This is a genomic window from Tranquillimonas rosea (assembly GCF_900111315.1).
Taxonomy (GTDB): domain Bacteria; phylum Pseudomonadota; class Alphaproteobacteria; order Rhodobacterales; family Rhodobacteraceae; genus Tranquillimonas; species Tranquillimonas rosea.
The window spans coordinates 195,791-210,062 of sequence record NZ_FOGU01000007.1; the positions used below are offsets into that span (position 1 = coordinate 195,791).

The 14,272-nt window shown below is 66.0% G+C and carries 12 protein-coding genes; 4 read left to right on the forward strand and 8 right to left on the reverse strand.

Features of this window, described 5'->3' with window-relative positions:
* Positions 1 to 297 precede the first annotated feature (297 nt).
* The gene (locus BMZ25_RS13490; protein ID WP_092694440.1) at positions 298 to 1,203 is read right to left on the reverse strand and encodes a LysR family transcriptional regulator; all 906 of its coding nucleotides are present in this window, start codon (positions 1,201 to 1,203) and stop codon (positions 298 to 300) included.
* 94 nt (positions 1,204 to 1,297) lie between these two features.
* Between BMZ25_RS13490 and BMZ25_RS13495 the strand changes: the two genes are divergently transcribed.
* Genes BMZ25_RS13495 through BMZ25_RS13510 form a run of 4 tightly spaced genes read left to right on the forward strand, consistent with a single transcriptional unit; the run spans position 1,298 to position 5,768 of the window.
* Positions 1,298 to 2,260 carry a TAXI family TRAP transporter solute-binding subunit gene (locus BMZ25_RS13495; protein WP_092694442.1) on the forward strand — a complete coding sequence of 321 codons (963 nt, stop codon included), beginning with the start codon at positions 1,298 to 1,300 and terminating at the stop codon, positions 2,258 to 2,260.
* Between the two features lie 4 nt (positions 2,261 to 2,264).
* The gene (locus BMZ25_RS13500; RefSeq protein ID WP_092694444.1) at positions 2,265 to 4,124 is read left to right on the forward strand and encodes a TRAP transporter permease; all 1,860 of its coding nucleotides are present in this window, start codon (positions 2,265 to 2,267) and stop codon (positions 4,122 to 4,124) included.
* Positions 4,121 to 5,449, forward strand: a complete 1,329-nt coding sequence (locus tag BMZ25_RS13505) for an acyclic terpene utilization AtuA family protein (RefSeq protein ID WP_092694446.1) — start codon at positions 4,121 to 4,123, stop codon at positions 5,447 to 5,449. Before BMZ25_RS13500 ends, BMZ25_RS13505 begins: the two co-directional genes overlap by 4 nt.
* A 1-nt stretch (position 5,450) precedes the next feature.
* Complete coding sequence (locus BMZ25_RS13510) at positions 5,451 to 5,768, forward strand: AtuA-related protein (RefSeq protein ID WP_092694448.1); 318 nt, start codon at positions 5,451 to 5,453, stop codon at positions 5,766 to 5,768.
* 231 nt (positions 5,769 to 5,999) lie between these two features.
* Here BMZ25_RS13510 and BMZ25_RS13515 read toward each other — a convergent pair whose 3' ends face one another.
* The 7 genes from BMZ25_RS13515 to BMZ25_RS13545 form a co-directional block, all read right to left on the reverse strand.
* Complete coding sequence (locus BMZ25_RS13515) at positions 6,000 to 6,323, reverse strand: hypothetical protein (protein ID WP_092694450.1); 324 nt, start codon at positions 6,321 to 6,323, stop codon at positions 6,000 to 6,002.
* Positions 6,324 to 6,509: 186 nt separating this feature from the next.
* A complete protein-coding gene (iolB, locus tag BMZ25_RS13520; protein ID WP_092694452.1) occupies positions 6,510 to 7,319 on the reverse strand; it encodes a 5-deoxy-glucuronate isomerase in 810 nt (269 codons plus the stop codon).
* Between the two features lie 231 nt (positions 7,320 to 7,550).
* Complete coding sequence (gene iolE / locus BMZ25_RS13525; protein ID WP_092694454.1) at positions 7,551 to 8,477, reverse strand: myo-inosose-2 dehydratase; 927 nt, start codon at positions 8,475 to 8,477, stop codon at positions 7,551 to 7,553.
* Positions 8,478 to 8,578: 101 nt separating this feature from the next.
* Complete coding sequence (iolD, locus tag BMZ25_RS13530) at positions 8,579 to 10,411, reverse strand: 3D-(3,5/4)-trihydroxycyclohexane-1,2-dione acylhydrolase (decyclizing) (protein WP_092694456.1); 1,833 nt, start codon at positions 10,409 to 10,411, stop codon at positions 8,579 to 8,581.
* A complete protein-coding gene (locus BMZ25_RS13535) occupies positions 10,408 to 12,321 on the reverse strand; it encodes a bifunctional 5-dehydro-2-deoxygluconokinase/5-dehydro-2-deoxyphosphogluconate aldolase (protein WP_092694458.1) in 1,914 nt (637 codons plus the stop codon). The genes iolD and BMZ25_RS13535 overlap by 4 nt, the downstream gene beginning before the upstream one ends.
* Positions 12,321 to 13,142, reverse strand: a complete 822-nt coding sequence (locus tag BMZ25_RS13540) for an ATP-binding cassette domain-containing protein (protein WP_092694460.1) — start codon at positions 13,140 to 13,142, stop codon at positions 12,321 to 12,323. Before BMZ25_RS13540 ends, BMZ25_RS13535 begins: the two co-directional genes overlap by 1 nt.
* A gap of 1 nt (position 13,143) precedes the next feature.
* Entirely contained in the window at positions 13,144 to 14,250 is a 1,107-nt protein-coding gene (locus tag BMZ25_RS13545; protein ID WP_092694461.1) for an ABC transporter permease, read from the reverse strand.
* Positions 14,251 to 14,272 lie beyond the last annotated feature (22 nt).

The following is a 14,272-nucleotide window of genomic DNA, read 5'->3' on the forward strand; positions in this document are numbered from 1 at the left end:
AAGGGGCGCTATGTCTAACCGGTGCTGAGCCTGGGCCTGCTCGGGGCCGCGCGCCGCACCGCACTCTTCGGCACGCGCGCAGCCCGGTTCGCAGCGACCGGCATGGTCAAGCCCGAAAAGATGCCTCGCATCTTCTGCAAGCCGCGAAGGTCCGCTTCCGAGAGGCGTCGCCGCAGCAAACGCAGCGACGCGCGTGGCAGCTCTGAGCCGCCAGCGTCTACCGCACGTAGCTACCGGCGCACGTCAGACCTTCTGGCCTGAAATACACTCCTCACGAATAGGCTTCGTCAGGACCCTCTATCGCACAAGTCGACTGCGCTTCACGAGTTCGGTGAATGCCGCCGCGGGTGGGGAAAGCGTCCTGCCGGTGCGGCGCACAAGACCGATCCGCCTCTTTGCGCCGAAATCGGTGATCGGCCGCTGGATGAGGCTCGCCATGTTGAGCACCGGGAGCGTCATCGTGGGAAGCGCCGTGACCCCAAGCGCCGCAGAGACAAGCGCGCCTGCGGTCGCAAGGTGGGCGACCTCGAAGCGGGGCGAAAGCGAGGTTCCGTGGCGCAGGCAGGCGCCATCGATGAGTTCGCGCACGCTGGTTCCCTCGGCCATGGCGATTATTGGCATCTCGAGGATCTCGGCCCAGGCATAGCCCCGGTTTTCGGCCAGCGGGCCGTCCGGATGACCGATGGCCACGAACTCGTCGTCGAAGAGCGGTTCGAAATGCATGCGGCTGCGCGTCGAGACGGTACCGGCCGCGAAGCCCAAGTCGGCGATACCGCTTTCGACAGCCTCCAGCACGCTCCCGGACAGGGCATCGAGGATGCGCAGGTCGATGCCGGGGTGCTCCACCGAGAAGGCGCCGATCAGTCGCGGTAGCAGGCCGGCGGTGACGGAGGGCAGCCCCGCGATCGTGAGGCGTCCCTGGCGGCTCGACACGTAAGCCTCGAACTCTGCCATGCCGTCTTCGACGGTATAGAGCATCCGCCGGGCCACCCGCCCGAAGGCCTCGCCAGAGGCCGTCGTGTGCACATTCCGCGTGTCCCGGTCGAAAAGCCTGACGCCAAGGCGCGTTTCCAGGCCGGTGATCTGGCGCGATAGCGCAGAAGGAGAGAGGCCGAGCCTCTCCGCTGCGCCACGAAAGGTGCCCGCGTCGATCAGAGCCATCACGGCCCGGAAATCCGACAGGGTTGTATTGGTGAGTTCCATGCATCGATAATCAACAAAAGTGCACTTCACGCAACAACGACTTTTCCTTCACCCTTGTCTCGGGTCCGACGGGCCCGCGACTTTGGGAGGAATCATGAAAACCATTCTCGGCGCCCTGACGGGCGCAACTCTTCTGGCCGGGCCGGCGCTCGCGCAGGATCAGGAACTGCTGATCGGCTCCACCTCGGCCTCGTCGAGCCACTACGGCTACTTTGTCGCAGTGGGACAGCTCATTAACGAGAACGCGGAAGGGCTTTCGGCCTCCGTGGTCGAAACGGGCGCCACCCTTGACAACATCAAGCGCATGTCGCGCGACCAGGTTGACCTCGGCCTCGTCACCACCAACACGGCCCAGCACGCCTATGCGGGGACCGACGATTTCGAGGGAAACCAGCAGGACCTTCGGATGCTTTGGGTCTACACCAACGCGCCCCAGAACGCGATCGTCCGTGCCGATGCGGGTGTCGAGGACCTCGAAGGGCTCGAAGGGGTGCGCTTCAATCCCGGTATCCGCGGCTCCTCCACCGAGGCCACGACCGAGGCGGTCTTCGACACTCTCGGCCTGAGCGCCGACTTCGCACGGGGCTCGACCACGGACATCGTCAGCGCCATCAAGGACAACCGCGTCTCGGGCTACGTGAAGTCCGGCTCCGGGCAGAAGCTCGACGGCTCCACCATGGACATTGCCACCGCCACCGACATCGAAGTGCTGGGGCTCAGCGACGAACAGGCCGAGACCCTGCGCGACGAGATGCCGGACCTGTCGGTCGTCGATATTCCCGAGGGCGCGGCCGAAGGCGTCCCGGCCTACAAGACCTGGGCCTTCGGCGTCGGCGTGGCCGCTCCGGCTTCGATGGACGAGGAGGCGGCCTACAAGATCGTATCCGCAATCATGGCCGACGAGAGCGCGCAGTCGAATGCCATGGCGAGCATCGGTGACGCCAACCTTGCCCAGATGACCCTCGACTACGGCACGATCCCGCTGCATCCGGGCGCCGCACGCTGGTTCGAGGAGAACGGCTACGACATCCCCGAGAAGCTCCAGCCGGAAGAGTGATCCCGTGAGCCTCGAGCGCCTCCAGAAGGCACTGGCCGTTCTCGTCGGTGCCTTCGTGTTTTACACCGCTGCGACCGGTCCCTTCGAGGGGCTGGTCCAGCGGGCCATCTTCCTGGCCCTGACTTCCTGTCTCGGCTTCGCCCTCTATCCGCTCGGACGTGGTACGGCGTGGCGGCCCATCGGCGTGGCCGTCGATCTCGGGCTGGCAGCGGTCACGATAGTCGCCTGTGGCTACGTGGTCTGGAACTACGAGACCATCATGGGCTCGCTTCCCTGGGCCACGCGGCTCGACATGGCGCTGACCATCGGGCTCGTGGCGGCGGTGCTCGAACTCGGGCGACGCACGGTCGGCCTCATCTTTCCGGTGCTCGTGCTGCTGGGGCTCGGCTATGCGCTCTTCGGCGACATGCTTCCAGGGGCCTTGGGCCATCGCGGGTTCGACGCGGCCTTCGTGACCGAGACGATCTTCCTCGGTGATCTCGGCATCTGGGGTATGTTGACGGGCGTGGCGGCCACGGTGATTGCGGCCTTCGTGCTCTTCGGTGCGCTGCTGCTGCACACGGGCGGCGGCCAGGCCTTCATGGATTTCGCCATGCGCGTGGGCGGGCGCCAGCCCGGCGGCGCCGCCAAGATCGCGACGATCGCCAGCGGCCTCTTCGGGATGATCTCTGGCTCCGCGGTGGCCAACGTGGCGACCACCGGCAATTTCACCATCCCGATGATGGTCCGGCTCGGCTATCCGCGCGCCTTCGCCGCCGCGGTTGAGGCCGTGGCCTCCACCGGTGGCCAGATTGCGCCGCCGATCATGGGGGCAGCCGCCTTCGTCATGGCCGAGATCCTGGGCATGTCTTACTGGACGATCATCCTGGGCGCGGTCCTGCCCGCTATCCTGTTCTACGTCTCGGTCTTCATGACCGTCCATTTCGTCGCCCTGCGCCGCAACCTCGCGCTGCTGCCCGAGGATGAGATGCCGAGTTGGCGGACCGTTGGCGCGCCGCGCCGGGTCCTGCCGATCCTGCTGGCCCTCGGCGGGCTGGGCGTTGGGATCTACCTCGGCCGCTCGATCGCGACCTCTGCCTTCTACGGGGTGGTCGGCCTTCTGATCGCCTTCTTCGCCACCCAGACCGGGCGCCTCAGCGCCCGCGACATGGCGGGGCGGCTGCTCTCCGGGCTCGAGGACGCGGGCCGCGGTATGGTCATCATCGGCGTGCTTCTCGCCGGCGCGCAGGTGCTGGTCTCGATGATCAACCTGACCGGCATCGGGGTGACGCTCTCCTCCTTCATCGTGAGCTGGGCGGGGGACTCCACGGTGCTCGTCGCGCTGATCGTGGGGGTCGTCTGCCTGATCATGGGCATGGGCCTGCCGACGACGGCGGCCTATGTCCTCGTCGCGGCGGTCCTTGCGCCGGCGTTGACGGCGGTGGGCGTCGCTCCGCTCTCGGCGCATCTCTTCGTCTTCTACTTCGCCACGATCTCGGTGATCACGCCACCCGTTTGTGTGGCGGTCTTCGTGGGCTCGGGAATCGCCGATACCAACTGGCTGCCGGCGGCGGGTGAAGCCGTGCGACTTGCGGCGGTCACCTATGTCGTCCCCTTCCTGCTGCTGCTCTATCCCGGCATGACGATGCAGGGCGGAGCTTTCGCAATCGGGGAGGCTGTCTTTGCCGGCATCGCGCTCGTCATCGCCATACCGGCGCTGCTGTCGGGGGCGCGTCTGACGGGCCATCGGCTGGCCGACACGCTCCTCCTCATCCTGGTAATCGCTCTGGCGATCTGGCCGCAGCCGGTCACGCCCTTCCTGGCGCTGGCGATCCTGGTCGGGGCCCGGGCCTTCGGCCGTTCGAAAGGGGAGGCGCTGGCATGACCGTGCGTATCGGAGCAGGGGCCGGCTTTGCCGGAGACCGGATCGAACCGGCGGCGGATCTCGCCGAACGCGGGAAACTCGACTTCCTCGTCTTCGAGTGCCTGGCGGAGCGGACCATCGCGCTCGCACAGCAGGCCAAGCTCGCCGATCCCGCGGCTGGCTACGACAGGATGCTTGAGCGCCGCATGCGCGCGGTGCTGGAGCCCTGCTGGCGCAATGGCACGCGGATCGTGACCAACATGGGCGCGGCGAACCCCGAGGCCGCCGCTCGTGCCGTGAGGGAGGTGGCCCGCGACCTCGGCCTCTCCGGCCTGAAGGTGGCGGCGGTGACGGGGGACGACGTTCTCGACTGCGTGGCGGACCTGCCGCTGGCGGAAACCGGCGGGACGGCAGGCGAGCTCGGCGAGAGACTGGTCTCGGCGAACGCCTACATCGGCGCCGGCGCGATCGTCGAGGCGCTCGACGCGGGGGCCGATGTCGTGATCTGCGGCCGCGCCTCCGACCCCTCCCTGTTCCTCGCGCCGCTCGTGCACAGCTTCGGTTGGGCGATGGACGACTGGACCCACATGGGGCGCGGCACGCTCGTCGGGCACCTTCTCGAATGCGCCGCGCAGATCACCGGCGGGTACTTTGCGGACCCCGGCTACAAGGAGGTCCCCGACCTTGCGCGCATCGGATTCCCGCTGGGCGAGGTCGAGGCTGATGGAAACGCGGTCATCACCAAGCTCGAGGGAACCGGCGGCGCCGTGACCCGGTCGACCTGCATCGAGCAGCTCCTCTACGAGATCCACGATCCGAGCGCCTACATCCAGCCCGACGTGGTTGCTGATTTCTCAGGGGTCAGTTTCGAGGAGATCGGCTCGGATCGCGTTGCGGTGAGGGGCGGCGACGGCCATCCCGCCACCGGTAAGCTCAAGGTCTCGGCCGGATACCGCGACGGCTGGATCGGCGAGGGGCAGATCTCTTATGCCGGACCCGGCTGCGTGGCGCGGGCACGGCTGGCCATCGACATCGTCGCCGAGAGGCTGGCGCCCCTTGGGGACGAGATCGACGAGCACCGGGGCGACCTGATCGGCTATGACGCCGTGACCGGCCTTCCCGAGCAGCAGGCCCCGGAGCCTCCGGAGATCCGCATGCGATATGCCGCCCGCTGCCGCTCGTGCGAGGGGGCGGGCCAGGTCGGCGAGGAGGTCGAGGGTCTCTACCTCTGCGGGCCCTCCGGAGGGGGTGGCGTGACGGCTCGGGTCCGCGAGGTTATCGGCGTCGCATCGGGCCTTCTGATCGCGACCGAGGTCCGTACTTCCATCCAAATATTCGAGGCCTGAGATGAAGCTGCGCGAGATTGCCCACGCCCGGACCGGCGACAAGGGCGATATCACCAATATCGCCGTGATCGCCTATCGCGCCGAGGACTGGGCCCTGCTCGAAGCTGCGCTGACCGAGGAAGCGGTCGGCGATTTTCTTGGGGCCGGGGCAGGGAAGGTGCGCCGCTACGCCCTGCCACAACTGCATGCCCTCAACTTCGTCATTGGGGACGCCCTCACGGGCGGTGTCACTCGGTCTCTCGCTCTCGACGCGCATGGCAAGTGTCGAGGCGCGTCGCTTCTCGATATGCAGGTGCAGGTTGATCCGACCGCGCGGTAGTCATGCCGGCAAGGGGACAAGCGCAAAACGGGGAGCTTTGCGGGGGCGGCGGAACGAACCTGCCTCCCGCCCAGAGCCGCAAGCCTTCGAAGGCCGCCGCCGAGAAGGGGCCCTGGAGATGGGGTCCCGCCGGTCAGTCGACAGACCCCATCTCGCCTTCGGCTCCGGATGAGCGACTTCAACCCAAGGTCGTCTGGGCAAGCGGGCGATCCGCCGCGGCGACCCGAGTGCTCACTTCGTCAGCCGGACCGCGTCCGGGGCGACCTCGCTCAGGACGTCGCCGCTGAAGTGGTCGGCGAGAGACTGGGCGGTCGGTGCCTCCGCGTTGATCACCCCCTGGTCGACGATCCATGCGCCCTCCGAGACCAGCAGGTCGCGCAGGCCGTCGTCGAGCTTCAGGCCCAGGTCGACGTCCTCCCACATGGTCGCCAGGGCCTGCTTGGACATGGCGCCCTGCATCGAGGTCGTGACCGCGTCCATCGCTGCCTCGGGCGCCTGTGCCACCTGCGCATCCGCCTCGGCGAGCGCGCCGAGGCGCGCGCATTCGTCTGCCATCGATTTCTGCGCTCGCGAACGGGGGTTTTTCCACAGAAGGGCGGATTCCGGACTTTCGCTGCAAACGAACGGAGGCCCCAGAATTCTGCCAAAACCCGACGCTCAGCACCAAGCCAAGTCTATGTCGCGGACGGAATTGCCAAGGCCAATTAGCTTGACAGCATACTAATAAGACACGGAGAGCATTCAGCTATCTCGCTCCATGATCCACTCGACCTCCGGCGCCGGGAGGAAACGCCACTTGCGCAGCGGGCCGGCCATGACGTTGAGGTAATACATCTCGATCCCGTAGAGTGCGCCGCAGGGATGGTGACCGCGCGGGACGAGCACAACGTCGCCGTCGGCCACCGCCATGGTTTCGTCGAGTGTTCCGTCGTCGGTGTAGACTCGCTGGATGCCGAAGCCCGAGGCCGGGTTCAGGCGGTGGTAATACGTTTCCTCGAGGTAGGTGATACGCGGGAAGTCGTCCTCGTCGTGGCGATGACTTGGGTAGGACGACCAATGGCCAGCCGGCGTGAACACCTCGGTCACGAGGAGGCTGTCGCAATAGTCCTCGTTCTCCATGGCGATATTGTTGATGTGCCGGGTGTTGGTGCCGCGGCCGCGCTCGGTCAGGACAATGCCATCAGGGCCGATCCGTCGGGCGTCGTGGCCGCCTTGCCCCGGTGCCGAGCACACCGCGATGGTGCAGTCCGTCTCGGCCACGGCCTCCCAGTCGCTGTCGTTCGGCACGTAGATGCAATGCGGTGGGGTCATCTCGAATACGTTCATGCGCTCGCCGAGCACACCCCAGTCCCGGCCCGCACCGTTGAGCGCGGCCTTGCCCTCGACCATCACCAATATGACCTCGCGGTTGCCGGTGGTCTCGGCCACCCGGTCGCCGGCCCGCAGGCGGTGCAGCGCGAAGCCGACATAGCGCCAGCCGGCGCTCTCGGGTGTAATGCGATGCACTTCTCCGTGAGTGCCGAAGGGTCTGCGGTGCAGGGGGGATGTCATCTCGGGTCGTCCTCATTTTCGTTGTGCTTGGCCGCGCGTGTGGCGACGGTTGTGGCGTCCCAGACCACGAGGAACTGGTAAGCGCACCAAAGGCCCGAGGCTCCGAACAGCGCGGCTCACAAGTGTGCTCCGTTAGACAGCTCCACGAGCGCCTAACCGAGTGCCACGACGGTAATGGCGATGCGCCGCCAGAGCGGCGCGAGCCATAGACTTTGCAGATCGAACACCCGCTCAGCCCTGCGACGCCGGCACGCGATCTTTGACCTCGAGACCCGCTCGCGCGCAGAGGTCCCGGATCGTGTCGTAGCCCAGCTTGGATGCGTCGTAGGGTGTGACCTTGGCCGGGTCCTGTTCGGCTTCGACCACGATCCAGCCGGTGTAACCCATCTTCGCGAGACGGTCGGTCACTGCGGCGAAATCGATCGAGCCCTCAGCATCACCTGGGACGGTGAAGGCGCCGGCGATCACAGCGTCGAGGAACGACCAATCCTCAGCCCGGGCCCGCACCGCGACGTCCGCACGCACGTCCTTGTAGTGCACGTGATGAACCCTGTCGCCCCAGCGATCAAGCGTGGCAAGCGGATCGCCACCGCCAAAGACCAGGTGGCCGGTGTCATAGAGAAGCGTGACCTCGGGGCTGGAGCCCTCCATCAGCCAGTCGATCTCGTCCGGGTGTTCAATGATCGCGCCCATGTGGTGGTGGTAGGCCAGCGGCACACCTTGGCCTGCCGACCATTTGGCGATCTCCGTGAGCTTGCGCCCGTAGGCCATCACCTCCTCGCGGCTGAGCCTCGGCCGGGCATTCACCGGCGTGCTTCGATCGCCCTGCACGGTGTTGGAGCATTCGGCGTAAACAATGCACGGCGCTCCCAGCGCCGCGAACTGCTCAACTTGTTCGGTGATCGCCGCCTTCTCTGTCTCGATGTCGTTCGCCAGAAGATTGCCCGAGCACCACCCACCACATAGAGCCATGTCGTGGGACCCGAGGAAGCGTTTCAGCCCGGCCGTATCGGCCGGCATCCGGCGGCCGCGCTCGGCGCCAGTGTAGCCGATCTGGCGCGCTTCACGCAGCGCCTGCTCCATCGTGTAGCTGGCGGTTAGGTCCGGCAGGTCGTCGTTCTGCCAGGCGATAGGGGAAATGCCGATCTGGACGCTCATGAACGACTCCTCGCTGTTGGGCGCTGCCGCGCGGAATGGGATCAGGGACGGGGCCCCGCATGCAAGGGAGGGTGCATGCGGGGCGCGCGGGTGCAGGCGCGTCAGTTGAGCGCGCGCGCCTGGACCTGCGCCTCGTAGGCGCGCCGCTTGTCGCGCACCTCTTCGCGGGTCGAAACCTCCGGGACGGCGACGTCCCACCAGTGACCACCCTCGGGTGTCGACGGATACGGGTCGGTGTCGATTACTACGACGAACGGCCCGGCGGTGTCGCGACGGCGAGCAAGGGCCGCTTCCAGCTCGGCGATTGAGGACACGTCCACGGCGCCGGCACCCATCGAGGCCGCGTGGGCGGCGAAGTCAATGTTCGACGGGTTCACATGATGCGAGAGGTCGAGGAGGTTGTTGAACTCCGCGCCGCCGGTGCCGATCTGGAGCCGATTGATGCAGCCGTAACCCCGATTGTCGAGGATCACGACGGTGAGGTCGATGCCGAGCATGGCGGCCGTCGCGAGCTCGGAATTGGCCATCATGTAGGAGCCGTCGCCGACCATGCAGATCACGTCGCGGTCCGGATGGGCCATCTTGATGCCCATCGCGCCCGCCACCTCGTAACCCATGCAGGAATAGCCGTATTCCATGTGGTAGGCGCCCGGGCGCGGAGCTTTCCAGAGCTTGTGCAGCTCGCCCGGCATGGTGCCGGCGGCGCACATGACGACGGTATCCTCACCGGAGGCCCGCTGCACCGCGCCGATGACTTGCTGGTCGGTGGGGAGCGTGTTGCCGTCCTCCTCGGGCGCGACTGTCAGCGGGTCAACTGCACCGAACCAGTCGGCCTTGAGCCCCGGATCGGGTGCCGTGAACGCATGCTCGCCGAGCGCGGCGGATATCGCCTCGACTCCGACGCGGGCGTCGCAGCAGAGCGGTTCTGCCCCGTGCTTCATCGCGTCGTAAGCCGCCACGTTCAGCGAGACAAGCCGCCGTGCGGGGTTCTCGAAGAGGCTCCAAGATCCTGTTGTGAAATCCTGAAAGCGGGTTCCGACGCCGAGGACAAGGTCCGCCTCCGCACAAATGATGTTGGCGGAGGAGGCGCCCGTGACCCCAACCGGCCCGAAGTTCATCGGGTGATCCCAAGCCAGAGCGGATTTGCCAGCTTGGCTCTCGACCACGGGAATCCGATGCGCCTCGGCGAAGGAGGCGAGGGCATCGCATGCGCCCGAGTAGTGAACGCCGCCACCCGCAACGATTACCGGTCGTTCGGCTTTCTTCAGCATCTCCGACACCGACTGCACTTCCTCGGGGTCCGGATACGGACGGCGCAGGCGCCACACCTTCGGCGCAAAGAAGCTCTCCGGCCAGTCATACGCTTCGGCCTGAACGTCCTGGCAGAACGACAAGCAGACGGGACCGCACTCGGCTGGATCGGTCATCACCCGGAAGGCGCGTGGCAGCGCGGTGAGCAGTTGCTCGGGCCGCGTGATGCGGTCGAAATAACGTGTCACCGGTCGGAAGCAGTCGTTGACCGAGACCGTGCCGTCACCCCAATCCTCAACCTGCTGGAGCACCGGGTCCGGTCCGCGATTAGCGAACACGTCGCCCGGGATCAGCAGCAGCGGGAGCCGGTTCACATGCGCCAGCGCCGCGGCGGTCACCATGTTGGTGGCACCCGGCCCGATCGACGACGTCACGGCCATTGCACGGCGACGTCCGGACTGCTTGGCATAGGCGATGGCGGCGTGCGCCATGGTCTGCTCGTTGTGGCCGCGATAGGTCCGAAAGCTCTCGCGTTCGGCGTAAAGCGCCTCGCCTATGCCCGCGACGTTGCCGTGGCCGAAGATCGCCCAGATCCCCGAAAGGAAAGGTTCTCCGTCTTCCGTCATCTGCGCAGCGAGATACTTCACCATCGCCTGTGCGGCGGTCAGTCGGATTACACTCATGCCGCATCCTCCCGTTCAATGCCGCGCACTTCGTCCCAGACCCGGCAAAGCCGCGCGTAAGTTTCGCTCATCTCCTGCACCGCCTCGGCGTCGCTCAGCTCGCCCGTCATCCAGGCCTCGGCCGGGGCGCCGAAGATCGTGCGCCCGACGGCAAAGCCCTTCACCAGCGGGAAGCGCGCCGCGATACGGAAACTCTCAGAAAGCGCCGCCTCGTCGGCGGCGAGCCCCAGCACGACGATGCCGCGCGTGTGGCGATCGTGCTTCTCTATCGCCGCGCAGGCAGCCCGCCACGCGGCATCGCTGCGCATCGGCTCCAGCTTCCACCAGTCAGGGTAGACACCGATTTCATAGAAGCGCTCGATCACACGGGCCGTGGTGTCGGCGCTCACCTCCGCCACCTTCGACGGAATAACCTCGAGCAAGAATTCCAGCCGGTTGCGCCGGGCCGCGTGGAAAAGCCGCCTGACGGTGTCCTCTTGCGACGCGCGAGTTTCTGCATCGTCGTCAGGATGATAGAAGCACAGACACTTGACCACATGGTCGGTGGGCCATTCTAACAGCCCCCCCAAATCGGGGCCGAGCTCGGGTTCGAGCGTGAGCGGACGGGATCCCGGCCATTCGACCGGGCGGCCGATCCAAAGTCCTTGCCCTGCGGCGCGGTAGAGCGCGTCGCGGCCCAGCCGTCCATCGCAGAGCAAACCGTATCCGGGCCGCCCGCCTGACACATCGAGACAGGCGTCGAGGCACAACTCCTTGAAGCGGCCGATCCGCTCGGGTGACGCGCCGGGGAGTTCCTCGATCTGCATTCGATGATCGAAGGCAAAGACGCGCATCGTGCTCCAGTCGCCCTTGCGATTGGTCGACCAGTGCACCTGTTCGAGCGCGGCATCCTTGCGAAGGGCCGGCTCGCGCACGCCCCGTTCGAGAAAGACGTTCAGCTCCGTCAGGGAGGGATAGGCTGGCGTGCAGCCGTGCCGCGAGACCGCGAAGGCCCCGCAGGCATTGGCGTATTCGAGCGCGCGCGGCCAGGCCTCGCCATCGAGCCAGCCTTTCAGCAGCCCGGACATAAAACCGTCGCCTGCGCCGAGCACATTGAACACCTCGATCGGGAAACCGGGACCGGACTGGCCGTCGTCGAGGTTTTCCGGGATATCGCCTTCGAAGGCGACGGCTCCGGCCGCACCGCGCTTGCAGACGAGCGTCGCGGCAGAGACCGCACGCACGGCGCGAAGAGCCGCGATCGTGTCGGTCGTCCCGCCGGCGATATGAAACTCTTCCTCGGTGCCTACGATCAGGTCGAAGAGGTGAAGCGTCGATTGCAGCTTGGTCGTGACCTTTTCGGAGGCGACGAACCGACTTTCGCCCTCGCCGTGCCCGGCGACGCCCCAGAGGTTCGGCCGATAGTCGATATCAAGTGCGGTCTGCGCGGCCGAAGACCGCGCGATCTCGAGCGCCTTCAGCACTGCCGCCTCGGTGCGCGGATGCGACAGGTGGGTCCCGGTCGCAACGACGGCCTGGGCGCGGGAGATAAACTTCTCGTCTACGTCCTCGACCGACAGTGCCATGTCGGCGCAGTTCTCGCGGTAGAAGATCAGCGGAAAGCTGTCCTGATCGCGGATACCCAAGAGCACCAGCGCGGTCAGTCGCTCGGGATCGGTAATAACGCCCGTGGTGTCGACGCCTTCACGCGCCAGCTCCTCGCGGATGAAGCGCCCCATATGCTCGTCGCCGACACGGGTCAGGAGGGCCGATTTCAGACCGAGTCGCGCGGTCCCCGCCGCCATGTTGGTTGGCGATCCCCCGAGATACTTCTCGAAGGACCGCATGTCCTCGAGCCGTCCGCCCACCTGCGCCCCGTAAAGGTCCACGGACGAGCGCCCGATCGTGATTAGGTCGAGATCCTTGACCATCAGACCGTGCCCTCGAGCGAGCCCTCGAGCTGCGCCATTTCCTGGCCGCCAGCCATCATGTCCTGCAACTCTTCGGGGGTAATCTCTCCGCGCGTCGCCGTGCCGAGCGTCTTGCCGCGATTGAGCACGGTGAAGCGGTCGCCTACGGCAAGGGCGTGCCGCACGTTGTGACTGATGAACACGACTCCCACGCCCTGCTTACGGACTCGGTCGATCGTGGCGAGCACGTTGGAGGTCTGGCGCACCCCGAGCGCGGAGGTCGGCTCGTCGAGGATCAGCACCCGCGCGCCGAAATAGACCGCCCGGGCGATCGCGACGGTCTGCCGCTCCCCGCCAGAGAGGGTTCCAACCGCCTGATCGGGACCACGAAGGTTGATGCCCATCTTGTGCATCTCCTCAACCGCGGCTTCATTCATCGTCTGGATGTCCATCCGCTTGAACGGTCCCGAGCCGATCACCGGTTCACGTCCCATGAAGAAGTTGCGCGTGACCGACATCAGCGGGATCATGGCAAGATCCTGGAACACTGTTGCGATGCCCGCCTCCATGGCGTCGCGCGGGCTCGAGAAGTCCATAGCCTGTCCGTCGATGGTGATGGTGCCTTTGGTCGGCTTGTGAACGCCCGACATGGTCTTGATGAAGGTCGACTTGCCGGCGCCGTTGTCGCCGAGAAGGCAGTGGCACTCTCCGGGGCGAACGTCGAAGCTGACGCCCGCAAGCGCGATGATGTTGCCGAAGTGCTTCTCGATGTCGTGCATCTCGATAATCGGCTTGGCGTCCGCAGCAGGCGTGCCGTGGTGGAATTTGGTTTCCTGGTCCATGTTACCGCTCCCCCGTCACGCGCTTGCGGATGTAGTTGTTGAAGAGGACTGCGATCAGCAGCATGCCCCCGAGGAACACCTGGAACCAGTCCTGGTCAAAGTTGGTGTAGGTCAGGCCGATGGTGACCATGCCGAAAATGATCGCGCCGAAGAAAGCACCGATCGCGGAGCCGTAACCGCCGGTCAGAAGGCATCCCCCGATCACCGCGGCGATGATTGCCTCGAATTCCTTCATGAAGCCCCGGCGCGCGTCGGTTGAGCCCGAGTCCATCACCGTGATGATCGCCACCAGCGCGCCGCAGATCGCGGCGAACATGAACAGCGAGATCTTGACCTTCCGCACCGGCACACCCGAGTTGGATGCCGCGTTTCGGTCGCCGCCGGAGGCGAAAATCCAGTTCCCCTGCGGAGTGCGCAGCAGAACGAAGGTCGCGATCAGCGCCAGCAGGATGAACCAGAGGATCTCGACCGGAATACCGGGGACCTTGGGCGTGCCGTTGTTGAAGGTCTCCACGACCCCCACCTGTGCGAGCCACGCGAAGATCGGACCGAAGGCGTCCCCCGAAAAAAACGGAGCCAGCCAGTCCCCCTCAACGGCATCCCGAACGCCACGCAGCTGGGTCGACCCACCCGAGGCGAGTTTCAGCCCCACGAGAGATGCACCGCGCAGGATGAAAAGAAAAGCGAGCGTCACGATGAAGGACGGCAATCCGGTCTTGAGCACAATGGTGCCGTTGACCGCGCCGATCCCCGCCGCGACAGCGAGCGTCAGCGGGATCGCGAGGAGGAGCGGTAGGCCGAGCGTGACCGTGCAGGCCCCGAAGATGAGCCCAGCAAAGGCCACCATCGATCCTATCGACAGGTCGAACTCGCCGCCGATCATCAGCATCGCCGCGCCGATCGCCAGGATGCCGAGCTGAGCGGCAGGGGTCATGAAGTTCATGATGCCGGACAGCGTGAACATCGCGCCGTCGGCTGTGATCAGGAAGAACAGTGTTACGAGAACCACGCCGGCGATGGCGCCAAGCTCGGGGCGCTTAATGAGCCGCGCGCCGATCCCCTCTTTCTTCAGCCGTTCGTCCAGCACTATTTGAGGCGTGTCCGCCATGGTCTCCTCCCGTTTGGAAATG